This window comes from Mycolicibacter algericus DSM 45454 (assembly GCF_002086455.1).
Lineage (GTDB): Bacteria > Actinomycetota > Actinomycetes > Mycobacteriales > Mycobacteriaceae > Mycobacterium > Mycobacterium algericum.
Window position 1 is genome coordinate 45,746 of the sequence record NZ_MVHC01000007.1, and the last position, 23,698, is coordinate 69,443.

Below are 23,698 nucleotides of genomic sequence, written 5' to 3' on the forward strand. Positions count from 1 at the left end.
GGAACCCCCTTATTTGGTTCGCCGCCGGTAGCGCACCTTGGCCGGGCGGGCAAGCTGCACCACCATCTTGGAATGGTCGTTACGGTAGGTCTCCGGCGGCTGCGACATCTCGAACTCATACTCGCGCAGCAGCACCGAGAAGATGGCCTTGATCTGCATGGTGGCGAACGCCGCGCCGACGCAGCGATGCCGGCCCGCTCCGAACGGAATCCAGGTCCAGCGCTGGAGGACGTCTTCCTCCCGCGGCTCGTTATAGCGTTCCGGCACGAACTCATTCGGCTCCGGGAAGGATTCCGGGATCCGGTTGGAGACCGCCGGAGAGGCCGCCACCATGTCGCCCTCGTGGATCGGGTAGCCGCAGACCTCGAACTCGCCTTTGGCCATCCGCATCAAGATGATCAGCGGCGGGTGTAGCCGCAGCGTCTCCTTGAGCACGTTCTCCAGGTTCGGGATCTGGCGCAGCGCATGGAAACTCACCTCACCGCCGTCGGCGTAGAGCTCATCGAGCTCACTGATGACGGCCGCGTGTGCCTCCGGGTGGCGCAACAACTCGATCAGCGTCCAGGCGGAAGTCCCGGAGCTGGTGTGGTGGCCGGCGAACATGATCGAGATGATGATCCCGGTGATCTCGTCGGCGGAGAACCGCGGATTGCCGCTCTCGTCGGGGATCGAGACCATGACGTCGATCATGTCCCGGCGTCTCTTGTCGGTCTCCGGATTGGCGATTCGGCCGTCCATGATGCCCTGCACCAGCTCGACCAGCTTGACGCGGGCCGCGTCGCGGCGCTGGAAGCTCTCGATCGGTAGATACGGGTCGACGTAGCACAGCGGGTCGGTGCCGCGCTCCAGCTCGTAGTACAGCTCGGCGAACCGGTGGTCGAGTTCCTCGCGGAACTTCTGCCCGATCAGGCAGGCCGTCGAGGTGTAGATGGTCAGTTCGGCGAAGAACTCCAGTAGATCGATTTCACCGCTCTCACCCCACCCCTCGATCATCTTGCGCACTTCGTGCTCGATAGTGCTGGCGTGCCGCTTCATGTGGTCGCCGCGAAGCGCGGTGTTGTGCAGCATTTCCGCGCGTCGTTCCGGCGGAGCGTCGAACACCACGCCGTTGCCGAAGATCGGGGTCATGAACGGGTAGGCCGCGGCCTGGTCGAGCTCGTCGTCGGTGGACCGGAAGAAGAACTCGTTGGCCTCGGCGCCGGTCAGCAGCACCACCTTTCGGCCGGCCAGGTCAAACCAGCCGACGTCCCCGCATTCGTCGCGCACCCGCTGCATCAACCCGATCGGGTCGGTGCGGAACTCCTCGAGGTGGCCGTGCTCGGCCTCGCCTCCCGAGACCCGGGGAACCTCAGTCGTGACAGTCATGATTGCGGCATTCCTTCCTCACCCAGTTGCAGGTGCTGGCGATCGGAGTCGGTGTCGTGCAGCGGCGCCTCCGGCTGCACTTCCAGGTTGACGACATGGGCCCCGCGTGGGGTCTCCGCGACGAACGCGATGGCGCGGGCCAGATCGGCGGGCCGCAGGAAGTAGCTGTGCCGGGCCTGGCCCCACTTGGCCCAGTCCTGCAGCATCGGGCCCACCTGCTCGGCGGAGAGCTTCCAGCCCATCTCGGTCATTGTCGGGCCCGGGTGCACGATCGAGGCCCGGACCCCGGTGCCCTCCAACTCCATCCGCATGTTGTTCACCATGGCGACGAGTGCGGATTTGGCTGCGCCATAGGCGCCCATGTGCGGGCGCTGCTGCAGTGCCACATCGGAGCCGACGAAGATCACGTCACCGCGCCGGCGGGCCACCATATCGGGCACCACTGCGGTCGCGAGCCGGTTGGCGCCGATCAGGTGCACCTGGATCTGGTCGTTGAACGCCTCGGTGCTCATCTCGTGAATGCGGCCGGGGAACATGTCGCCGGCCCCGGAGACCAGCAGCTCGATCTCGCCCAACGCATCAATGCTGGACGCCACAAAAGATTTCACCGAGTCGGCGTCGGTGACGTCCAGTGGGAACGCCACCGCCTCGCCGCCGTCGGCGCGAATAGTATCGACGAGCTTCGCCAACTTGTCCGCGCGACGCGCTCCCAAGGCCACCGGAAAACCGCGGCGTGCCAACTCTTCAGCCGTGGCGGCACCGATACCCGAGGACGCCCCGGCGACGATGGCGGGCCGGCGAGCTGGGGGCGGGTCGAAACGTGGCACTTAGGCCTCCTTGATGGTGATGGGGAGGTCGGCGAAGCCGCGCACGTTCGATGAATGCACCCGTACGGCGTTGGCTTCGTCGACCTGGTAGTCGCTGATCCGGTTGAAGAGTTCTTCAAGGGCCACCCGGGCCTCCATCCGGGCCAGGTGCGCGCCGAGGCAGAAATGGGCGCCGCTGCCGAAGCTGAGCAGCTTGGAGCCGATGTCCCGGCCGATCCGGAAGGTGTCGGGGTCCTCGAAGACCCGCTCGTCGCGGTTACCGGAACCGGGCAGCAGCAGCACCACCGACTCGGCCGGGATGGTGGTGCCGCCCACCGTGTAGTCCTCGGCGGCGGTGCGCGCCAAAATCTGGCTGGGCGTGTCGTAACGCAGCGTTTCCTCGACCCACAGCGGGATCCGGGAACGGTCGGCGAACAGCGGCGTCAGCTGGTCGCGGTTGCGGTGCCCCCAGTAGATGGCGCTGCCGAGCAGCTTGGTGGTGGTCTCGTTGCCGGCGATCACCATCAGGAACAGGAACGCCAGGATCTCGGAGTCGCCCAGCCGGTCTCCGTCGACTTCGGTCTCCAGCAGTGCCGAGGTCAGGTTGTCGGCCGGATTCTTCTTGAAGTCGGCGATCATCTCGTTGTAGTAGGTCATCAGATCCATCGACGCCTGGATCGCCGACTGCGGCACATCGGTCACCCCGTCCTCGCGGTGCAGCACCCCGTCGGCCAGCTCGCGAATCCGAGTCCGGTCGGCCTCCGGCACTCCCATCAGCTCGGAGATGACGTCCATCGGCAGTTTGCCGGCGAAGTCGTTGATGAAGTCGAACGAGCAGGTGCCGTCGGAGCCCGGTTGGATAGCGTTGTCCAGATGCTGGCGCGCCAGCCGCACCACATTCGGTTCGAGCTCGCGGATCCGGCGCGGCGTGAAGCCTTTGGACACCAGGGTCCGCAGCCGCAGGTGCTGCGGGTCGTCCATCGCCAGGAACGACATCACCAGCTGGGCGTGCGGGCCGCGGGAGACCGGATCCAGGGAGACACCGTCACGGTTGGACAGCGCGTCGCTGTTGCGGAACCCGTGCAGCACATCGGTGTGGCGCGAGATCGCCCAGAAGTCGAGCTCTTCATTGTGATACACCGGGGCTTCGTCGCGCAGCCGCTTGTAGTACGGGAACGGGTCCTCGTGGAAGTCGTAGTCGTACGGGTTGAGGACCGGCGGGCCGGAGGTCTGGGAAGTCACAGCCTGCAAGCTCATCGCGAAGCTCCTGATTCGAGGATCAGGCTGACCACATAGGACAGCCGATCGGTGATCTGGTGGTAGGTGAAGGCGCCGCTGCCGGCGTTGACCAGCGCGCCGAAGAACGTCATCTCCAACGCGGAGACCTTCTCCGGATCCGCGCCGGGGCCGATCGCAGAGACGATGCGGCGGTGGATCTCCGCGCCGATCCGGTCTCGCACCGTGCGCACCGCCGGATCGCCGCTGCCGCTGAGCAACGCCGCGGTGCAGGCCGCCGCGACTTCTGGTTCGTCGGCGACCACCAGCGCCAGGTGCCGCAGCGCCTGGTTGACCCGGCTGGGCATCGGCTCGTTGACATCGGTGAAGTACGGAACCTGACGCACCAGGTCCAGGTAGACCTCGGCTATCAAGTGGTTCTTCGACGAGAAATAGGTGTAGGCGGTCGCCGGGGCGACCTTGGCCCGCGCCGCAACCGCACGAACGGTGAGGTCCGCGTAGGACTTTTCGCGCAACATCTCGACCCCGGCGGTCAGCACCTTGCGGAAGGTCTCCTCCTGGCGACGGTTGCGGGTGCCCGGGGCGCCCGCAACCGTCGACGGTACCGCCGGTGCGCCGTTCGCCGGTGTGACTGCCGCCACGGATTCGCTGGACACCTGTCCAACGTAGCCGACGGCGGCTTGGTTGGGCAAGTCTGCTGGGAAATAAGGTTTTCTCGGCCGCCGGGTTGCCAGAGTCGCAATTCTGCCGCTAGGGTTCGACCGAGCGATAACAGACAAGTGTCCAATTTCGGACGGGCACCGGGAAGCTGTGGGAGTGACTGATGGCGCTACTGGCCGACGGCGTGAGCCGGCTGCTCATCGACGGAAAGCTGACCGCCGGCGGGGCCGGCGGGTTCGCCACCGTCAACCCGGCCACCGAGGAGGTGCTGGGCGAGGCGGCCAACGCGGACAGCGCCGACATGGACCGCGCCATCGACGCGGCACGGCGGGCATTCGACGACACCGACTGGTCGACCAACACCGAGCTGCGGGTGCGCTGCGTACGCCAGCTGCGTGAGGCCATGCGCGAGCAGGTAGAAGAGCTGCGGGAGCTGACGATCGCTGAGGTGGGTGCGCCGCGGATGCTCACCGCCGGTGCCCAGCTTGAAGGCCCGGTCGAAGACCTCGGGTTCGCCGCGGACACCGCCGAAAGCTACGAATGGACGCAGGATCTCGGCCATGCCACCCCGCTGGGCATTCCCACTCGCCGGTCGGTGGTGCGCGAGGCGGTCGGGGTCGTGGGCGCCATCACGCCGTGGAATTTCCCGCACCAGATCAATCTGGCCAAGCTCGGCCCGGCGCTGGCCGCGGGTAACACCGTGGTACTCAAACCCGCGCCCGACACCCCGTGGGTCGCCGCAGTGCTCGGGGAGCTGATCGCCGAGCACACCGATATCCCGCCGGGCGTCGTCAACATCGTCACCTCCACCGACCACACGCTGGGCGCCATGCTCGCAGGAGACCCTCGGGTGGACATGGTCTCGTTCACCGGTTCGACGGCCACCGGCCGCAGCGTGATGGCCGACGCGGCCGCCACCATCAAGAAGGTCTTTCTGGAACTGGGGGGCAAGTCGGCTTTCGTGGTGCTCGACGACGCCGACCTCGCCGCGGCCTGCTCGGTGGCGGGCTTCTCGGTCTGTCTGCACGCCGGGCAGGGCTGCGCGATCACCACCCGGCTGGTGGTGCCCCGGGCTCGCTACGACGAGGCAGTGGCCATCGCGGCCGGCACGATGGGCTCGATCAAGCCCGGCGACCCCACCAAGCCCGGCACGGTCTGCGGTCCGGTGATCTCGGCGCGCCAGCGCGACCGGGTGCAGAGCTACCTGGACCTGGCCCTGGCCGAGGGTGGTGAGTTCGCCTGCGGCGGTGGCCGCCCGGCCGATCAACCCGCCGGCTTCTTCATCGAGCCCACCGTCATCGCCGGGTTGACCAACGATGCGCGGGTGGCCCGGGAGGAGATCTTCGGCCCGGTGCTCACCGTGATCGCCCACGACGGCGACGACGACGCGGTGCGGATCGCCAACGACTCGCCCTACGGGCTGTCTGCCACCGTCTACGGCGCCGCCGCGCAGCGAGCGGCCGCGGTGGCGGCCCGGATGCGGGCCGGGACGGTCAACGTCAACGGCGGGGTCTGGTACTCGGCGGACGTGCCGTTCGGCGGATACAAGCAGTCCGGCAACGGACGCGAGATGGGTGTCGCCGGGTTCGAGGAATACCTGGAGATCAAAGCCATTGCGACAGCAGCGAACTGATAATCGATAACGGGATTCAAGGGAGAACAAGCAGATGGGGCAATTCGACGACAAGGTGGCCATCGTCACCGGCTCCGGTGGCGGGATCGGCCAGGCATACGCGGCGGCGCTGGCCGCTGAGGGCGCCGCCGTGGTGGTCGCCGACATCAACCTCGAGGGCGCGCAGAACGTCGCCAAGCAGATCGTCGCTGACGGCGGCAAGGCCCTCGCGGTGGAAGTCGACGTCTCCGACCCGGAGTCCGCGCAGGCCATGGCCGATGCGGCGGTCAATGAATTCGGCGGGATCGACTACCTGGTCAACAACGCCGCGATCTTCGGCGGCATGAAGCTCGACGGGCTGCTGACCGTGCCGTGGGACTACTACGAGAAGTTCATGCGGGTGAACCTCGACGGTGCGCTGATCTGCACCCGCGCGGTCTACGAGCACATGGCCCAGCGCGGCGGCGGCGCCATCGTCAACCAGTCGTCGACCGCGGCGTGGGTGTACGCGAACTTCTACGGGCTGGCCAAGGTCGGTGTCAACGGCCTGACCCAGCAGCTCTCCCGTGAGCTGGGCTGGCGCAACATCCGGATCAACGCGATCGCACCGGGCCCGATCGACACCGAGGCCAACCGAGTCACCACTCCGCAGGCCATTGTGAAGCAGATGGTGCAGCAGCTGCCGCTCGCACGGATGGGCACGCCCGAGGACCTGGTTCCGATGTGTCTGTTCCTGCTGTCGGACCAGGCGTCGTGGATCACCGGACAGATCTTCAACGTCGACGGCGGACAGATCATCCGCTCATAGCCACCGGCGACGACGCAGAGCGAAGCGATGAGGAGGAGTCGGAATTTATGAGCGCAGCGACTGAGGCAACGCCGCGCCTCGGCTACATCGGGCTCGGGAACATGGGTGCGCCGATGGCCAAGCGGATGGTCGAGTGGCCCGGCGGTGTAACGGTTTTCGACGTGCGCGCCGAAGCGATGACCCCGCTGGTCGAGGCCGGGGCCAGCTCGGCTGACAGCCTCGCGGACGTCGCGGCGGCAGCCGACATCATCAGCGTCACGGTGCTCGATGACGCCCAGGTCCGCGAGGTCGTCGCCGAACTGGCGGTCAACGCGAAGCGGGGCACCGTCATCGCGATCCACTCGACCATCGCCGACACCACCGCTGCCGAGCTGGCCGGGCAGCTGAAGCCGCAGGGTATCCACGTCATCGACGCACCGGTCAGCGGCGGTGCCGGCGCCGCCGAGAAGGGTCAGCTGGCCACCATGGTCGGCGCCGACCGCGCGGTCTACGAACAGATCAAGCCGGCGTTCAAGCAATGGGCGTCGCTGGTCATCCATGCCGGCGAGCCCGGGGCGGGCACCCGAATGAAGCTGGCGCGCAACATGCTGACGTTCACTGCTTACGCCGCTGCCGGTGAGGCCATGAAATTGGCCGAGGCGGCAGGGCTGGATCTGCAGGCGTTGGGCCGCGTGGTGCGGCACACCGACGCGCTCACCGGCGGGCCCGGCGCGATCATGCTGCTCGACTCGACGGCGCCCTTGCCGGCGGACCACTTCCTGCACGATGCCTTCACCCATACCCGCGGGCTCGGGGAGAAAGACCTCAGCCTCGCACTGGCATTGGGCCAGGCCACCGGAGTCGACCTTCCGCTCGCCCAGGTTGCGCTGGCCGGGCTCGCCGCGGGCCTCGGTGTGCCGCATACCAACGACTAGGAGAGATCTGATGGACGAACTGCGCCGTACCGGGCTGGCCAAGATGAACGAGGTCTACGGCTGGGAGATGCCCGACTTCGAGGGCGACCCGTATTTCGATCTGACCGTCGACCACCTGTTCGGCAAGATCTGGACCCGCCCGGGGTTGTCGATGCGCGACAAGCGGATCATGACGCTGACGGCGGTGGCCGCGGTCGGCAACCGCGACCTGGCTGAGATACAGATCAATGCCGCACTGCTCAACGGCGAGCTCACCGAGGCCGAACTCAAGGAGATGGCGGTCTTTGTGACCCACTACCTCGGGTTCCCGTTGGGATCGGCGCTCAACGGCGCGGTCGACGCCGTCGTGGCCAGGCGTAAGAAGGCCGCGGCTAAGGGCCAGGCCGAGGACAAGAAGGCCAACGTCGACGCCGCGGTCAAGATGCACGGCGGCGGGTAGGGAATGCGGAGAGCAGCATGAGCCTGGAGATCACCACGGCGGGGCGGGTGCGGACCTTGACCCTGACGAGACCCGAGGCGCTCAACGCCTTCAACGAGGCGCTCTACGACGCCACCACCGAGGCGCTGCTGGAGGCCGCGCAGGATCCCGAGGTGGCGGTCGTGGTGCTCACCGGCGCCGGCCGCGCCTTCAGCGCCGGGACCGACCTCAAGGAGATGCAGGCGCGCGTCACCGCAACGGATTTCACTCCGGGCCGGCACGGCTTCCTGGGGTTGATCGACGCGCTCAACGGGTTCGCGAAGCCGTTGATCTGCGCGGTCAACGGAATCGGGATCGGCATCGGCACGACCATTCTCGGCTACGCGGACCTGGCGTTCATGTCGTCGACCGCACGGCTGATGTGCCCGTTCACCAGTCTCGGTGTCGCGCCGGAGGCGGCCTCGTCGTATCTGCTGCCGCGACTGATCGGCCGGCAGAACGCCGCCTGGCTGCTGATGTCCTCGGAATGGATCACCGCCGAGCAAGCCCTGGAGATGGGCCTGGTCTGGAAGGTCTGCGAGCCCGATGACCTGATGGCGGAGGCGCATCGGCACGCCGAGGTCCTCGCTGCGCGACCGCTCGCCAGCCTGATGGCGGTCAAGAAGAGCATCGCTGCGCCCACCCTGCCCGGGGTGGCGGCCGCCCGCGAGCGGGAGAACGCCTACTTCGTCGAGCTGATGGGTTCCGGCGCCAACGCCGAGGCGCTGGCGGCCTTCACCTCGACACCATGACCGACGAGACATTGCTTTCCGGGCGGGCCGCCGTCGTCGTCGGCGGCAGCCGGGGCGTCGGCCGGGCGGTCGCCGACCTACTCGCGGCTTGCGGCGCCGGCGTCGTGGTCAACGGCCGGGATCCGGATGCGGTGGACGGCACCGTCGCGGCGATCACCGGTTCGGGAGGTCGGGCCGTCGGGGTAGCCGGGGCCGCCAACGCCGAGGCGACCGCGACGGCGTTGATGGCGGCCTGCCGGGACGAATACGGCAGCGTCGATGTGCTGATCAACTGCGCCGGCATCGCTGAACCGCCCGGTTCCTCGATCCTGTCGATATCCGGCGCGCAGTTCCAGGAACTGCTCGACGCTCATCTCGGCACGGCATTCCACACCTGCCGGGCCGCCGCCCCCATCATGGCCGAGCAGCGACGGGGGTCGATCGTCAACAGCGGTTCGGTGGCCTTCCTGGGCGACTACGGCGGCACCGGCTATCCCGCCGGCAAGGGGGCGATCAACTCCCTGACGCTGGCGATGGCGGCCGAGCTCGCGGAGCACGGCGTTCGGGCCAATGTCGTCTGTCCGGGCGCGAAGACGCGTCTGTCGACCGGCGCCGACTACGAGCAGCACATCCGCGACCTGCACGCCCGGGGACTGCTGGATGAGTTCACCATGCAGGCGTCGCTGGATCCGGCGCCGACCGGCTACGTGGCACCGCTGTATACCTACCTGGCCAGCGACCTGGCGAGCACGGTGACCGGCTCGGTGTTCCTGGCATCCGGAGGCTTCGTCGGCCGATTCGACCGTCCCGCCCCCGCGGTGCTGGGCTACCGCGATCACCATGGCTCATCACCATGGTCGATCGCGGAGTTGCACGCCATGGTGACGGGCAGTTGACCCGCTGAAAGTACTCGGGAGACGCCAGCAGCGCCGAGCCGGGCGGGCTGAATGGCGACGGCGGTAACGGCGGCGACGGTGGCGATGGCGCAGACGGTGCCCTCCGGGGGGGCGGTCACGTAGGCCCGTCGCCGCGTACCGGGCGGTCTTGCTATATATCCTTGGTCTCGCGCCCCGCCGACGACGATGCGAGGGGAAATGAGAGAGGAGTGGCGCCGATGCGCGTCCTGGTGATCGGTTCCGGCGCCCGGGAACATGCGCTCCTCATGGCCCTTCGCAACGACCCGAAAGTCGATCACCTGGTGATCGCACCGGGCAACGCCGGCACCGCAGCGGTCGCCGAACAACGCGAGGTCGACATCACCTCCGGTCCGGCGGTCGCCGCCCTGGCCCGTGACGTCGCTGCTGACCTGGTGGTGATCGGGCCCGAGGTGCCCTTGGTGTTGGGCGTTGCCGACGCGGTGCGGGCCGCGGGCATCGCCTGCTTCGGGCCGTCCCGGGACGCCGCGCGCATCGAAGGCTCCAAGGCGTTCGCCAAGGACGTGATGGCCGCGGCTGGGGTGCGCACCGCCCGCTCGGAGATCGTCGACAGCCCGGCCGACCTGGACGCTGCCCTGAGCCGGTTCGGCCCGGATGCCGGCGAGGCGGCCTGGGTGGTCAAGGACGACGGGCTGGCCGCCGGCAAGGGAGTGGTGGTGACGCCGGACCGCGCAGTGGCCCGGGCGCATGCCGCCGGACTGCTCGACGCCGGACATCCGGTGCTGTTGGAATCGTTTTTGGATGGCCCCGAGCTGTCATTGTTCTGTGTCGTCGACGGCGACACGGTGGTTCCGTTACTGCCGGCGCAGGATTTCAAACGGGTCGGTGACGGTGATGCCGGCCCCAACACCGGCGGCATGGGTGCCTATGCCCCGCTGCCCTGGCTGTCCCGAGAGGCTGCGGCGGGGATCGTCGCCGACATCGTCAAGCCGGTCGCCGCCGAACTGGTGCGCCGCGGCAGCCGGTTCGCCGGGCTGCTCTACGCCGGAGTGGCGATGACTTCGACCGGGCCGGCTGTCGTCGAATTCAACTGCCGCTTTGGGGATCCGGAGACCCAAGCGGTACTGGCGCTCCTGGAGTCGCCGCTCGGGCAGCTGCTGCACGCCGCCGCCACCGGTGGGCTCAGCGAGTTCGGTGCGCTGCGCTGGCGGGACAGCTCGGCGGTGACGGTGGTGCTGGCCGCGGAGAACTATCCCGGCCGGCCCCGCGTCGGGGACGTGATCGTGGGCGCCGAGGGTGAGGCCGTGCTGCACGCCGGCACCGTGCTCCGCGAGGACGGGGCGGTGGTGTCCTCCGGTGGCCGGGTGCTATCGGTGGTGGGTGTCGGCGACGACTTGGCCGCGGCCCGCGCGGCCGCCTACCGGACCCTCGGTTCGATCCGCTTGCCCGGTAGCCACTTCCGCACCGATATCGGCTTGGCGGCCGCCGAGGACAAGATTCGGATCTAGCCGAGCCCAACATCCTCGGTCGGCTCGGCGAGGGCGCCGGTACAGTTACCCAGTATGTCTGACGAAACCGAGCTGGACGCTGCTGAGTCGGCCGACGAGGATCACCCATCGGAGCAGCCTGCGGCTGCGAAACGACCGGCGGCCCAAGCGCCGGTGAAATCAGCTCAGGGGCCCCTGCTTCTCGCGGCGGCGATTGCGCTCGTCGCCGGAGCCTTGGCCGGCGCGGCGGTTGCCTGGTGGCTCCCGGCATCCGCGACGTCGGCCAATTTCTCGGATCAGCAGGTTGCCGACGCGAAGAAAGATGTGTGTGCTGCGGCAGTGCTCGCGCGCCAGGCGGTGGCCAACAACATGCACCTGAAGAACCCGGATCCCGAGAACCCGGTTGCCCAGCTTGCGGTGGCCGCCAACGCGAGGCTGTCCCTGACGGCGGGTGCCGCATACCTGCGGGGTCGCGTTGAAGAGAAGGCCGCCGTTTCACAGGATATCGCGGAAGCGGCCCGCGCGATGGCCGGCGAGCTTGAGCATCTGAACCTCAGTTACCTAGTCGGGCAACCGAATTCAGAACGGGAGCAGCTGGGGCGCGATCTTGACGCGCGCATCGCGGCATTGGGCAAGCTCTGCCAGTAACCGCAGCCGGCTGACCGGACTCTGCCGGGTCCGATCAGCCGGCCCTAGCTCAGAAACCCAAGAACGCCAGCGGATCCCAAGCCGATACGACCGCTGACGTCGCGTCGTCGATGCCCGACACGGCATCGCCGGCGTCAAGCGGCGCGATAGCGTCGAACATGCTGAACATGCCCGACAGGTCGATGTTGCCGAACGGGGTGATCAAGGTGTCGGTGATGCTGGCGGCCGCCGTCCCGTCGGCGTTCGGGATGGCCTCGTAGACGTTGGTGAAGCCCCAGAGGTCGGTGACGCTGTAGACCGTGCCCAGTGTCGGCAGGTCCGCAAGCTGGGCGTCGGTCAGACCGGAAGCGGCGTCGACCGAGGTAACGGTGAACTGAGTGGTCTCGATCCCGAGAATGTTCGACATGTTCTCGCCGAAACTGACCGTGCCCAGCGTGGCACCACTGTCGTCGTACACGGAGATGCCGTCCTGGGTAGGCAGGAAGGCCCCGAGCGCGTTGACGCCGGAAATCTGCAGCAGCGGTGCGATACCGAACAGCGGATAGCTGGCGTCGGTGCTGAACCCGTCTGCGCCCGGGTCGAAGGTGGTACCGCCGATGGTGAACGCGTTGTCACTGAGGGCGGCGCTGTCAGATGTCGCGGCGAGCGCACCCAACGGCGCAGCTGGGTCCAGCGGTGCGGTCGCGTCAAAGGTCGTCGGTAGGTTGAGGTTACCGAACGGGGTTACCAGGGTGTTGGTGATGCTGGCCGACCCGCCGCCGGTTCCCGGGGTGGCTTCGTAGACGTTTGCAAAACCACCACCGAAATCGGTGACGCTGTAGACCGTCCCGACGGTGGGCAGTCCCGCAAGGCTGATGTTGTTGAGCACGCTGGCGATGTCATCGTTGGTGATGTCGCTGCCGGCGAGGTTGAGATCGCTGGGAAGAAGCGAGATGAGAACATCATTGCTGGTGATGTCACCGCTGCCATAGTGCAGGATGTCGCTATTGGCGGCCAGGGCATTCGCCAGCTCTGCTGCGGTGAAATCGGCGCTGCTGAAGTCGAGGTCGGCGGCTAGGGCGCTTTCGAGCGTGGAGGTGGCCGGGTCGATGGCGCCGACGGTGAACTGGGTGCTGTCGATCCCGAGCACGTCGGAGTACCAGAGGAAGGTGTGGACGGTGCCAGCGTCGGTACCGTCGGCGTACACCGTGAATTCCTGCTCCGCCTGGGTGCCTTCCAGGCCGCTACCGGAGATATTGAGGGCGCTGGCTTCCAAACGCAGCAGCGGCGCGAAGCTGGACAAGGACAACGGCATAGGGATGTCGATGCCGTCGCTGCCCGGGTCGAAGGTGGTGTCCCCGATGGTGAACGCGTTGTCGCTGAGACCGCTGATGCCGGATGCGTTCCCCAGGGCTTCCAGAGGGACGCCCGGGTCCAGCGGTGCGATGGCGTCATAGGGGGTCGGTAGGTCGAAGTTGCCGAACGGGGTGACGAACGTGTTGGTGATGCTGGACGCGGCCGTGCCGTCGGCGTTGGGCACGGCCACGTAGACGTTCGCGAAGCCGCCGCCGAGGTTGGTGATGCTGTACACCGTGCCGTCGGTGGGCAGCTCGGCGGCTTGCGCGGCGGTCAGGCCGTCGGCCGCAGTGCTGCTGGTGACGGTGAACTGCGCGGTGACGATGCCCAGGAGATTCTGAACGTTGGTCGAGGTCAGAAGTGTGCCGAGCGTTTCGCCGCTGCTGTCCTCGATGGTGAACTGCTGCGACCCGAGGCTGAAGAGACCCAGCAGGCTGTCGCTGCCGAGCGACAGCAGCGGGGAATTGGCGAACATCGGGGTGAGAGCTTCATAGCCATCGGTCTGCGTGCCGGTCAGAGCGTCGATCGCCACCGGGTCGGTGAAGCTGATATCGCCGATAGTGAAGCCGGTCTCGGATCCGCTGTCTGCGACAGCCGTGGCCGCCTGCAGAAACGCCGCGGTCAGAATTCCGCCGCCGGCTGCGGCGACAGCAGCGGCCATCCGGATTCGATTCGTCATCGGGAGTTCCCATCTGTCGGGCTCAGGAATAGTCGAGTTACCTATGAGTACGTTTAGAAAAATTACTCGGAGTGTTCTTTGTCACACAAGGGCAATTCGGGCCATGATGCGGGAAATTTCGGCTGGTTTAGCGGACAAAACGAGGGAATCTCGGACGTAGACACATATTTGCGGTAATGGGTGCGGCCGGGCTGCGAGGATACGTCGGTCTCGCTATCCCAGGTTGGGGCTGAGGAATTGACTAAGCAGTCAAGAGCGGGGCTACCCAGGTCAGCTCGGCCGGGAGCTGCGAGCTCCAGTAGGACCCGTCATGCCCGCCGGGGGAGAAGCCGCCGGCGGGGGGATTGGGCAGCTGGTCGATGAAAGCCCGGGTCGCCGAGTAAAAGGGGTCGGAGTCGCCGCAATCCACCCGGATCGGGATCGATCCCAGGGCCGGCATCCCGAAGACGGAGTTCGCCGCGAAGTCCGCCACGCCGTCGAACGCGCCCGGCGCCGTCGCACCGGGCGACAGCCACAGCGCAGGGCTCACCGCGCAGATCGCCGCGGTTCGGCGCGGACCGAGGCGGCCCCCGAGCAGCAGCGCGCCGTAGCCACCCATCGACCAGCCGATGAACGCCACGCGAGAAGTGTCCAGTCCCTGGTCTGTCAGCAGCGGCAGCAACTCGTCGGTCACCATCGCGCCGGAGTCCTCCCCGGAGGTGCGCCGGTGCCAGTAACTGCCGCCGCCGTCGACGGCCACCACCGCGAACGGGGGCAGGCCGGCGGCGACCGCCTCGGCGAGGCCCTGTTCCACTCCGCCGGCCATCACCGTCGCCGCGTCGCTGCCTTTGCCGTGCAACGCGATCAGCGGGCGCAGTGACTCGGTCTGTCCCGGCGGCCGGGCGATCGCCCAATTGGTCGAGATCCCGCCGCGCGCGGCCGAGGCGAACGAACCGGTCGTCATGGTGGGCAGCGTCGGGGTGGCCCGCGCGGGCCGGACGCCGATCAACGAACTCACGCCCAACGCGCCCGCCGCGCCCACGGTGGCCCCGAGTCGCAACGCCGCTCGTCGGCTCAACCCGGGCATGGCGGCCATCATGCCAGCGGAGCGCGGTTTGTCCGAAAAGACGCAAACCCATGATGCGGCGATAGCTCTGCTGGCAGCATCTCTAGGCGTGATGACAGCGGTCACGCCCAAGGGCGAACGCCGACGGTATGCGCTGATCAGCGCTGCCGCCGAGCTACTGCGTGAGGGTGGGTTCGAAGCGGTGCGACACCGCGCGGTGGCGCAGCGGGCCGGCCTGCCGCTGGCGTCGACCACCTATTACTTCTCGTCGCTGGAGGACCTGATCGCCAGCGCGGTGGAACACATCGGAATGTTGGAGGTCGCTCAGCTGCGGGCCCGCATCGCCGGCCTGTCCCGGCGCCGGCGCAGCGCCGAAACGACGGCCGACATGCTGGTGGATCTGCTGGTGGGTGAGGAGAACGGCTCGCAGGTCACCGAACAGCTCATCTCGCGGTATGAGCGGTCCATCGTCTGCGCCCGGCAGCCCGCCCTCCGCGAAATCCAGCGCCGCATCCTGCACCAACGGTCCGATGCCGTCGCCGAAGCCGTCGAGCGTTCCGGGCGGATCGCCCGGGTCGAGATGGCGCATGCGCTGGTCTGCATGGTCGATGGGGCGGTGATGGCGGCCCTGGTTGATGACCGCCAGGGACCGCGGGCCGTCGCCCGGGCGGCGGTGATCGACGTTATCGACCTGCTCGCGCCGCTGGATCAGCGCGCAGTGTCAGCCTGAGAAGCTCACACGGTATGCTGCCTCGACCCCTTTGTCGCTACTTTGCTACTGGCGGGTAACCGGGGGGTGCCAAGACGCCCAGAAACGCCTACGAGAAGCGAATGCGGAGAGCTACGTCATGAATATCGGTGTCCTATCCGAGGCGCAGCCCGGTGAGACGCGCGTGTCGGCGACGCCAACCACGGTCGCCCAGCTGATCAAGCTCGGCTACGAGGTGGTGGTGGACGCCGGTGCGGGAGAGGCGTCGTCGTTCACCGACGCCGCCTACGTCGAAGCCGGCGCCACAATCGGCGACGCCCGCGCCGCTGACATCGTCTTCGGCGTCAACGCCCCCGCGACCGAGCAGCTCGATGCCATGAAGCCGGGCGCGACGCTGGTCAGCCTGCTGGCACCGGCACTGAACCCGGATCGGGTGGAGGATCTGGCCCGCCGGCCGATCACGGCACTGTCGATGGACGCGGTACCCCGGATCTCGCGTGCGCAGTCGCTGGACGTACTGAGCTCGATGGCCAACATCGCCGGCTACCGCGCCGTGGTGGAGGCCGCCCATGTGTTCGGCCGCTTCTTCACCGGCCAGGTGACCGCCGCCGGAAAGGTGCCACCGGCCAAGGTGCTGGTGGTGGGCGCCGGCGTCGCCGGCCTGGCCGCGATCGGCGCAGCCGGCAGCCTGGGAGCGATCGTGCGGGCCACCGACCCGCGGCCGGAGGTCGCCGATCAGGTGAAATCCCTGGGCGGCGAGTATCTGTCGATCGAAGATCCCGAGGCCGAGGTCTCGGCAACCGGCTACGCCAAAGAGATGGGCGACTCCTACAAGGCCCGCGAGGCCGAGCTCTATGCCGAGCAGTGCAAAGACGTCGACATCATCATCACCACCGCGCTCATCCCCGGTAAGCCGGCACCGCGGATCATCACCGCCGACATGGTCGCCTCGATGAGCCCGGGCAGCGTGATCGTGGATATGGCCGCAGCCAACGGCGGCAACGTCGAGGGCACGGTGGCCGACCAGGCCGTCGTCACCGACAACGGGGTGACGATCATCGGCTACACCGATCTGGCCGGCCGGCTGCCCGCGCAGGCGTCGCAGCTCTACGGCACCAACCTGGTCAACCTGATGAAGTTGATGACGCCGGGCAAGGACGGCCAGCTGGTGCTGGACTTCGACGACGTGGTGCAGCGGTCGATGACCGTGGTGCGCGACGGCGAGTCGACCTGGCCGCCGCCGCCGGTACAGGTCTCGGCCGCCCCCGCCAAGGCCGCCGAAGCTCCGGTGGCCAAACAGGAGTCGAAGGCGCCGATGACGGCCGGTCGGCGGCTGGGTCTGGTGGTAGCCGCGGCGGCGGTGCTGTTCGCGCTGGTGGCGCTGGCGCCGGCGGCGCTGCAGGTGCACCTGACGGTCTTCGCGCTGGCGATCGTGATCGGTTATTACGTGATCGGGCATGTGCACCACGCGCTGCACACGCCGCTGATGTCGGTGACCAACGCCATCTCGGGCATCATCGTCGTCGGTGCGCTGCTGCAGATCGGGCACGGCGATCCGGCCATCACGGCACTGGCGACCGCGGCGATCCTGCTGGCCAGCATCAACGTCTTCGGCGGTTTCGCGGTGACCCGCCGCATGCTGGCCATGTTCTCCCGCAGCTAGGCGCTGCGCACCCCGATTTGGAGTAGACCCCTATGTTCTCGATCGACACCGCCGCCTCGGCGGCATACATCGTCGCGGCGCTGTTGTTCATCCTGGCGCTGGCCGGGCTGAGTAAGCACGAAACGTCCAAGGTCGGCAACAGCTTTGGCATTCTCGGCATGACGGTGGCGCTGGCCGCGACGATCGCCTTGGCGGTCAACCGCTGCATCCAGCCGGTCGGCCTGGCGCTGCTGATCGGGGCGACCGTGGTGGGCGCGGCGATCGGGCTGTGGCGGGCCAAGGTCGTCGAGATGACCGGCATGCCCGAGCTGATCGCGCTGCTGCACTCGTTCGTCGGTCTGGCCGCCGTGCTGGTCGGCTGGAACGGTTACCTGCACATCGAAGCCGACATGCAGGGGGCCGACGCCCAGGAGTTGGCGGCCTCGGGGTTGCTGGGCATCCACTCCGCCGAGGTGTTCATCGGCGTGTTCATCGGTGCGGTCACCTTCACCGGCTCCATCGTGGCCAACCTCAAGCTGTCGGCGCGGATGAAGTCCAACCCGTTGATGCTGCCCGGCAAGAACTTCCTCAACGTCGGCGCCCTGGTGGCGTTCTTCGCGCTGACGGTGTGGTTCGTCAACGAGCCGCAGCTGTGGCTGCTGATCGTGGTCACCGTGCTGGCGCTGGCGCTGGGCTGGCACCTGGTCGCCTCCATCGGCGGTGGCGACATGCCGGTCGTGGTCTCGATGCTCAACAGCTACTCTGGCTGGGCGGCTGCGGCATCGGGCTTCCTGCTCTCCAACGACCTGCTGATCATCACCGGTGCACTGGTCGGCTCCTCGGGTGCCTACCTGTCCTACATCATGTGCAAGGCGATGAACCGGTCGTTCATCTCGGTGATCGCCGGTGGCTTCGGCATCGAGGCCGGCCCGTCGGATGACACCGATTACGGCGAGCACCGTGAGATCACCCCCGAAGGGGTGGCAGAACTGCTGGCCGGCGCCGACTCGGTGGTCATCACCCCGGGCTACGGCATGGCCGTCGCGCAGGCCCAGTACGGCGTCGCCGAACTGACCCGCAAACTGCGCGAGCGCGGGGTCAACGTGCGCTTCGGCATCCACCCGGTCGCCGGCCGGCTCCCGGGGCACATGAACGTGCTGCTGGCCGAGGCCAAGGTGCCCTACGACATCGTCCTGGAGATGGACGAGATCAACGACGACTTCGACGACACCTCGGTGGTGCTGGTGATCGGCGCCAACGACACCGTCAACCCGGCCGCCGCCGAGGATCCGGGCAGCCCGATCGCCGGCATGCCGGTGCTGACCGTGTGGGAGGCCGACAACGTGATCGTCTTCAAGCGCTCGATGGCATCGGGCTATGCCGGCGTGCAGAACCCGCTGTTCTTCCGGCAGAACTCCGCGATGCTCTTCGGGGACGCCAAGGATCGGGTCGAGGACATCCTGCACGCGCTGTAGGGGGCCGTAAGCTAGCTGCTCGTGAGCATCCCCAACGTGCTGGCCACCCGCTACGCCAGCGCCGCGATGACCGACATCTGGTCGCCGCGGGCCAAGATCGTCGCCGAACGCCGACTGTGGCTGGCGGTGCTGCGGGCGCAGGCCGAGCTCGGCGTGCCGGTACCCGAGGAAGCGATCGCCGACTACGAGGCCGTGCTCGACAATGTCGACCTCGAGTCGATCGCCGCCCGCGAGCGAATCACCCGCCACGACGTCAAGGCGCGCATCGAGGAGTTCAACGCGCTGGCCGGCCATGAGCACGTCCACAAGGGCATGACCAGCCGCGACCTGACCGAGAACGTCGAACAGCTGCAGATCCTGCAGTCTCTGAGGCTGGTGCACCGACACGGCGTGGCAGTCGCGATCCGGCTGGTTCTGCACGCGGAGGCCAACCGTGAGCTGGTGATGGCCGGGCGCAGCCACAACGTCGCCGCCCAGGCCACCACGCTGGGAAAGCGGTTCGCCTCGGCCGCCCAGGAGACGCTGATCGCGTTGCAGCGGCTGGAAGAGCTGATCGGCCGTTACCCGCTGCGCGGTATCAAAGGCCCGATGGGCACCGCCCAGGACATGCTCGACTTGTTCGACGGCGACACCGCCAAGCTCGCCGAACTGGAGCGCCGAGTTGCCGAATTCCTGGGATTCTCCACGGTTTTGACCAGTGTCGGCCAGGTCTATCCCCGATCGCTGGACCACGATGTGGTGTCCGCGCTGGTGCAACTGGGCGCCGGGCCGTCGTCGCTGGCCCACACCATCCGGCTGATGGCCGGTCACGAACTGGTCACCGAGGGTTTCGCGCCCGGCCAGGTGGGCTCGTCGGCGATGCCCCACAAGATGAACACCCGAAGCTGCGAGCGGGTCAACGGATTACAGGTGGTGCTGCGCGGCTACGCGTCGATGGCCGCCGAACTGGCCGGCGCACAGTGGAATGAGGGCGACGTGTTCTGTTCGGTGGTGCGCCGAGTCGCGCTACCGGATGCGTTCTTCGCCATCGACGGACAGACCGAGACGTTCCTGACCGTGCTCGACGAATTCGGCGCCTACCCGGCGGTGATCACCCGCGAACTGGACCGCTACCTACCGTTCCTGGCCACTACCAAGGTGCTGATCGCCGCGGTGCGCGCCGGGATGGGTCGAGAAGCCGCCCACGAGGTCATCAAGGAGCACGCGGTGGCCGTCGCCCTGGCGATGCGCGAACGCGGCGCCGAACCCGACCTGCTGGACCGGCTGGCCGCCGACGAGCGGCTGCCGCTGGACCGCGCCGCCCTCGATGTGGCGATCGCCGACCGGCAGGCGTTCACCGGTGCGGCTGCCGACCAGGTCGACCAGATGATGGCGGAGGTCACCGCGCTGGTCGAGCGGTATCCGTCGGCGGCCGGCTACGTTCCAGGCGCGATTCTCTAACCGCGCATGAGCGTGACGCGGTGGCCGGGACCGGACGCCTTCGCGGCGGTGATGGCCACCGGCATCTTGTCGATTGCCGCCCGCAATCATCAATATTGGTGGCTTTCAGACACTTTGGGGGTACTGGCAACCGGTCTGCTGGTGGTGTTGGGGGCAGTCGCAGCGCGCGCCGTCACCCGCTGGGACCTTCGCGACCCCGACGTGACGCTGCGGTTGTTCACGTTCGTCGCCGCGTGCGCGGTGCTGGATTCGCGGCTTGTCACCCACCCGGTGGTGGTGCGGATGCTGGGCGCGATTGCGCTGACGGCGTGGCTGGTGTTGCTGATCTTGACGTGCCGCAACCTGGCTGCCGGTGGTCGGGTCGCGCTGCGTGGCAGTGCCCACGGCGCCTGGGAACTGGCCAGCGTCGGGACATCGGGGCTGGCGATCCTCGCCGCTCAGGTCGCCCGGCACACCGGTGATCGCGGCTGGACGGCGGTGGCCATGGCGGTCTGGCTGCTCGCGATCGCGATCTACATCGCGATGACCTGGCTGATCCTGTGGCGCGCCGTCCACGAGCGCAAAGACCGGGACGGCCTCGAACCGGACGACTGGATTCTGATGGGGGCGTTGGCGATCGCCACCCTGGCCGGTCACACCATCTACGGCGTGGCGGTGGGCTGGCCGGCCGGGGCCGTACGGGCCGTCACCGCCGTGACCTGGGTAGCGGCCAGCCTATGGATCCCTCCGCTGGTCTACTTCGTGTTGCACCGGATCAACCGGCGCCCGGCGGTCCTCAAATTGACCGGCGCGTGGTGGGCGCTGGTATTCCCATTGGGGATGTACTCGGTGGCCACCGGGGCGATGGCCACCGAACTGCGGATGCCCGCACTGCAGACCCTGTCGCTGGTGTTCTACTGGAACGCGTTGACCGCCTGGCTGATCGTGGCAGTCGCCGGGTTGCTGCGCGCGCGAGCCCTCAGTGCGGCCGCGCTGCATCGGCGCGGCGGCGCATCCGCGCGGTCAGCCTGGCCCATACCCACGTCAAGGGCACGTCGCGGCCGGTAGCCAGGTACTCCACCGTGGCAGGGTAGTTGCACACCTCGCGCACCTGGGACAGCCCCTCGGGCTTGCCGACGAGCAGCACCTGGTCGTCGAGCGCCAGTGTGGTGTCCGGGTCCGGCATGAACGTCGGCGCACCGTCTCGCATCAGCACCAACGCGGCCAGCGGCAACCGCACCTCCCGGTCGTCGGGCCGGCGGATGAGATCGCCCAACGTCAGCGTCTCCCCACGTCGCAACCAGTCCGCGATCGCCGGAGCCTGCTCGGCCGACAACACGATGACATCACGACTGGGCGTGCGCCGCCCGCAGGTCTCCTGCAGGTGGTCGCGCACCCTGGTGGCCCAAGCTTCATCGCGCCCGAAGGCGTGTTCAACAAAGCTCCAGAACACCGGTGTGAGGGTTCGGGCCAGGACCTCGCGGGCAACGAGCTCGGGCGCGATGTAAACCGAGTCGATCTGCAACGCGTCGAGCAGGGCTTTCTTGGCGTTGGTCTGTTGGCGGACCACCAGATAGACGTCCGCGTTGGCCAACCTTGCCTGCTCTGCTACGGCGATGTTCGTGGTGTCGCTATTCGTCCCGGCGATGAATCCGACGGCATCGGCGACGTCGAGTTCATCCTCGGCGGGGTCGACGAGGTCTACGGCCAGCCCGCTGGCGGTGAGATCACGTACCAGTTCGTCACCGAACTCGGGGTCGGCGCAGACCACCCAGCGGCCGGTGGCCAGTCCCCGCCGCAATGGCGGCAGCTGGTCTTCTTCGTTGTCCATCAGCCAGCGAAGCAGCTGGTGATTGACCGGGCGATGAATGGACAGCGCGAGGTAGTCACCGAACCGGTCAGCGGGGTTGATGATTCCCGCCGGAGCGAAGCGCTCGATACGGGCCTGGATCTTCGGGTCGCTGCAGCGGGTGAACACGGGCACTTCAGGCCGCAGCAGCGCCACGGTCATCACCACCGCGAGGTTTGCGTCGTCATCGTTCGTCAAGGCCAGGACGCCCTCGCAGTCGCGGTGAGCGAGGCCGGCCACGCCGAGCACGGGCGGGCTGGCGCAATCTCCCTCGATCGCCGGGACGTCGGAACTGAGTTGCCCCGATGTCACCGATGCGACTCTGGATTCCTGTTTGTCGATGACGACGAACCGGCGCCCGTGTTCGTCGAGTTCGGCGCCGACGGCCCGGCCGGCCTGGCCGTAGCCGGCGATGATGACGAAGGGCTCGACCATCCGGCGGACTTGCCGGCGAAACCGCTGCGCGGCGATGGCGTCCTGAAAGGCGGTGTCGTTGATGACGGAGAAGAAGACGCCGATGGCGAAGGCCCAGCTGATCACGACCAGGTAGATCGACATCGACAGCCACATCCGCTGCGGGTAGCTGAAGGCGTGAGGCACCTCGCTGTAGCCGACCGTCGTCAACGTGATCGTCATCTGGTAGAACGCATCGAAGACGGTCAGCCGGTAGGGATTGCCCTGCGCATCGACACCGGGCATCAGCATCAAGCCGGTGGTGCAGACGCTGAACATGGCGATGACGACAATGAACGGTGCGCGCATCCGCCGCATGAACAAGAAGATGACCTCGGTGGTCTCGACCGTCGTCGGGACTCGGATCGGCTTGGGCCGCGGCTTGTTCGGTCGCCGGGTCCAGAACGCCAAGAGGTGCAGGGAGTTGGGCATCTGCTATCGACGTCTGAAGGACGCCGTTTCGACCACCAGCAGCGTGACCGACACGATGTTGGCCAACAGCGCCCCGCCGGACAGCGACACCACGCTGGCGATGGCATGTGCGTCCAGCCCGTAGCTGGACACCTGGGTGTAGTAAACCCACATCGTCGCTGCGCCGGCGAGCTGCAGCAGCGCGACCAGGCTCGTCGCCAGATGGACCGCTCCGAGCTGGGTGCGGTCACCGAACTTCAGGATCGAGGTGATGAAGGCGACGATGAGGGCGAGGAAGAGTTCCCACGGATTGTGGATGAGCGGGTCGCCGATGTCGCCGACGAAGAACCCGAAATTCAATGTCGCCGCTAGCAACACAAAGAAACCGAAAACCACCTTCTCGAGGTTCACGACCGCAGCCTAACTCGCCGCGCTCAGGGATCGGGGATGTCGCGCCAGCCCGGCAGACCGTAGCTCGACGGCGGCGAGTTCGGCGATCACGGGGAGGTCTTGATGCCGCCATGCGCCGACCGGGTCGGGACTGACCGCGGTCAGCGCGCGGTGCGGCCGGTTCGCCAGCGCGCGCAGTGCCAGCAACTGCAGGCCGGCCGGCGTGGCGGCCAGCGCCAGCACCGCCCGTTTGCGCAGGAAGAATCGCAGCCGCAACGCCAGCCACGGCATCGCGACCGCCAGGATCGGTGGCGCCGCCACCGCGATCGCCAGCAGGTAGGCCAGCCAGCCGGCGGTGGTGTTCAGGTTGTGGCCGGCGCCGGCGATGTCGACTGCCGCCTCGCCGGCCGCGGTCAGTGGCTTGCTCACCGCATCGCCCACCAGCGGAATGCGATCCGCGCTGTGCCCGGCCGAGGCCAGGCTCTCGGCCACCCCGTTGGCGCCTTGCTCGAACTGCCGTCCGACCCCGGCGATGGTGGCGACGGCCCCGTGCACGGCCAGCGCGACCAGCACCCACAGGAAGGTCCAGACCGCGACGATGGCGTCGCTGAACAACTGAGCCAGCAGGCGGCCGGGGGAGGTGGCGTAGGGCAGCAACCGTGACGTCATGTCGTTGATCCCAGCACAGTTGA

22 protein-coding genes are annotated in these 23,698 nt (G+C 67.7%); 13 read left to right on the top strand and 9 right to left on the bottom strand.

The features are described from left to right. Positions 1-9: 9 nt before the first annotated feature. Genes BST10_RS09220 through BST10_RS09235 form a run of 4 tightly spaced genes read right to left on the bottom strand, consistent with a single transcriptional unit; the run spans position 10 to position 4,063 of the window. Positions 10-1,365, bottom strand: a complete 1,356-nt coding sequence (locus BST10_RS09220; RefSeq protein WP_083037526.1) for a cytochrome P450 — start codon at positions 1,363-1,365, stop codon at positions 10-12. Further along, positions 1,362-2,192, bottom strand: coding sequence for an SDR family oxidoreductase (locus BST10_RS09225; protein WP_083037527.1), 831 nt, complete (start codon positions 2,190-2,192; stop codon positions 1,362-1,364). Before BST10_RS09225 ends, BST10_RS09220 begins: the two co-directional genes overlap by 4 nt. Continuing rightward, positions 2,193-3,428, bottom strand: coding sequence for a cytochrome P450 (locus BST10_RS09230; protein ID WP_083037528.1), 1,236 nt, complete (start codon positions 3,426-3,428; stop codon positions 2,193-2,195). Then, complete coding sequence (locus tag BST10_RS09235) at positions 3,425-4,063, bottom strand: TetR/AcrR family transcriptional regulator (protein ID WP_041318792.1); 639 nt, start codon at positions 4,061-4,063, stop codon at positions 3,425-3,427. Before BST10_RS09235 ends, BST10_RS09230 begins: the two co-directional genes overlap by 4 nt. A 167-nt stretch (positions 4,064-4,230) precedes the next feature. Between BST10_RS09235 and BST10_RS09240 the strand changes: the two genes are divergently transcribed. From BST10_RS09240 to BST10_RS09275, 8 genes are all read left to right on the top strand, one after another. Further along, positions 4,231-5,700: an aldehyde dehydrogenase gene (locus BST10_RS09240; RefSeq protein ID WP_083037529.1), complete on the top strand. Its 1,470-nt coding sequence runs from the start codon at positions 4,231-4,233 to the stop codon at positions 5,698-5,700. A gap of 34 nt (positions 5,701-5,734) precedes the next feature. Continuing rightward, a complete protein-coding gene (locus BST10_RS09245; protein WP_083037530.1) occupies positions 5,735-6,487 on the top strand; it encodes an SDR family oxidoreductase in 753 nt (250 codons plus the stop codon). Between the two features lie 47 nt (positions 6,488-6,534). Then, positions 6,535-7,401 carry an NAD(P)-dependent oxidoreductase gene (locus tag BST10_RS09250; protein WP_083037531.1) on the top strand — a complete coding sequence of 289 codons (867 nt, stop codon included), beginning with the start codon at positions 6,535-6,537 and terminating at the stop codon, positions 7,399-7,401. A 10-nt stretch (positions 7,402-7,411) separates the two neighbouring features. Further along, complete coding sequence (locus BST10_RS09255) at positions 7,412-7,840, top strand: carboxymuconolactone decarboxylase family protein (protein WP_083037532.1); 429 nt, start codon at positions 7,412-7,414, stop codon at positions 7,838-7,840. 17 nt (positions 7,841-7,857) lie between these two features. After that, positions 7,858-8,610, top strand: coding sequence for an enoyl-CoA hydratase/isomerase family protein (locus BST10_RS09260; protein ID WP_083037533.1), 753 nt, complete (start codon positions 7,858-7,860; stop codon positions 8,608-8,610). Then, positions 8,607-9,485, top strand: coding sequence for an SDR family NAD(P)-dependent oxidoreductase (locus BST10_RS09265; protein WP_013830520.1), 879 nt, complete (start codon positions 8,607-8,609; stop codon positions 9,483-9,485). Before BST10_RS09260 ends, BST10_RS09265 begins: the two co-directional genes overlap by 4 nt. Before the next feature lie 218 nt (positions 9,486-9,703). Then, positions 9,704-10,972: a phosphoribosylamine--glycine ligase gene (gene purD / locus BST10_RS09270; RefSeq protein WP_083037641.1), complete on the top strand. Its 1,269-nt coding sequence runs from the start codon at positions 9,704-9,706 to the stop codon at positions 10,970-10,972. A 54-nt stretch (positions 10,973-11,026) separates the two neighbouring features. Further along, complete coding sequence (locus BST10_RS09275; protein ID WP_083037534.1) at positions 11,027-11,599, top strand: hypothetical protein; 573 nt, start codon at positions 11,027-11,029, stop codon at positions 11,597-11,599. A gap of 49 nt (positions 11,600-11,648) precedes the next feature. Here the strand turns inward: BST10_RS09275 and BST10_RS09280 are convergent, their stop codons facing one another. Together BST10_RS09280 and BST10_RS09285 are read right to left on the bottom strand one after the other, a co-directional pair. Next, on the bottom strand, positions 11,649-13,613 hold the full coding sequence (locus BST10_RS09280) for a hypothetical protein (RefSeq protein ID WP_133054413.1): 1,965 nt from the start codon (positions 13,611-13,613) through the stop codon (positions 11,649-11,651). A gap of 241 nt (positions 13,614-13,854) precedes the next feature. After that, the gene (locus BST10_RS09285) at positions 13,855-14,691 is read right to left on the bottom strand and encodes an alpha/beta hydrolase-fold protein (protein WP_083037536.1); all 837 of its coding nucleotides are present in this window, start codon (positions 14,689-14,691) and stop codon (positions 13,855-13,857) included. Positions 14,692-14,770: 79 nt separating this feature from the next. Between BST10_RS09285 and BST10_RS09290 the strand changes: the two genes are divergently transcribed. The 5 genes from BST10_RS09290 (at position 14,771) to BST10_RS09310 (ending at position 20,971) form a co-directional block, all read left to right on the top strand. Beyond that, entirely contained in the window at positions 14,771-15,388 is a 618-nt protein-coding gene (locus BST10_RS09290) for a TetR/AcrR family transcriptional regulator (protein ID WP_083037537.1), read from the top strand. 118 nt (positions 15,389-15,506) lie between these two features. After that, positions 15,507-17,030, top strand: a complete 1,524-nt coding sequence (locus BST10_RS09295) for a Re/Si-specific NAD(P)(+) transhydrogenase subunit alpha (protein ID WP_083037538.1) — start codon at positions 15,507-15,509, stop codon at positions 17,028-17,030. Positions 17,031-17,062: 32 nt separating this feature from the next. Next, the gene (gene pntB, locus BST10_RS09300; RefSeq protein ID WP_083037539.1) at positions 17,063-18,484 is read left to right on the top strand and encodes a Re/Si-specific NAD(P)(+) transhydrogenase subunit beta; all 1,422 of its coding nucleotides are present in this window, start codon (positions 17,063-17,065) and stop codon (positions 18,482-18,484) included. A 21-nt stretch (positions 18,485-18,505) separates the two neighbouring features. After that, complete coding sequence (purB, locus tag BST10_RS09305) at positions 18,506-19,924, top strand: adenylosuccinate lyase (RefSeq protein ID WP_083037540.1); 1,419 nt, start codon at positions 18,506-18,508, stop codon at positions 19,922-19,924. Positions 19,925-19,930: 6 nt separating this feature from the next. Next, entirely contained in the window at positions 19,931-20,971 is a 1,041-nt protein-coding gene (locus BST10_RS09310) for a tellurite resistance/C4-dicarboxylate transporter family protein (protein ID WP_083037541.1), read from the top strand. Here BST10_RS09310 and BST10_RS09315 read toward each other — a convergent pair. Genes BST10_RS09315 through BST10_RS09325 form a run of 3 tightly spaced genes read right to left on the bottom strand, consistent with a single transcriptional unit; the run spans position 20,883 to position 23,675 of the window. Continuing rightward, positions 20,883-22,637 (bottom strand): NAD-binding protein, encoded by a 1,755-nt coding sequence (locus tag BST10_RS09315; RefSeq protein WP_013830510.1) that lies wholly within the window; start codon positions 22,635-22,637, stop codon positions 20,883-20,885. The two genes, BST10_RS09310 and BST10_RS09315, sit on opposite strands and share 89 nt — an antisense overlap. A gap of 3 nt (positions 22,638-22,640) precedes the next feature. Further along, a complete protein-coding gene (locus BST10_RS09320) occupies positions 22,641-23,027 on the bottom strand; it encodes a DUF6394 family protein (protein ID WP_013830509.1) in 387 nt (128 codons plus the stop codon). A 9-nt stretch (positions 23,028-23,036) separates the two neighbouring features. Then, positions 23,037-23,675, bottom strand: coding sequence for a hypothetical protein (locus tag BST10_RS09325; protein ID WP_013830508.1), 639 nt, complete (start codon positions 23,673-23,675; stop codon positions 23,037-23,039). Between the last annotated feature and the right edge of the window lie 23 nt (positions 23,676-23,698).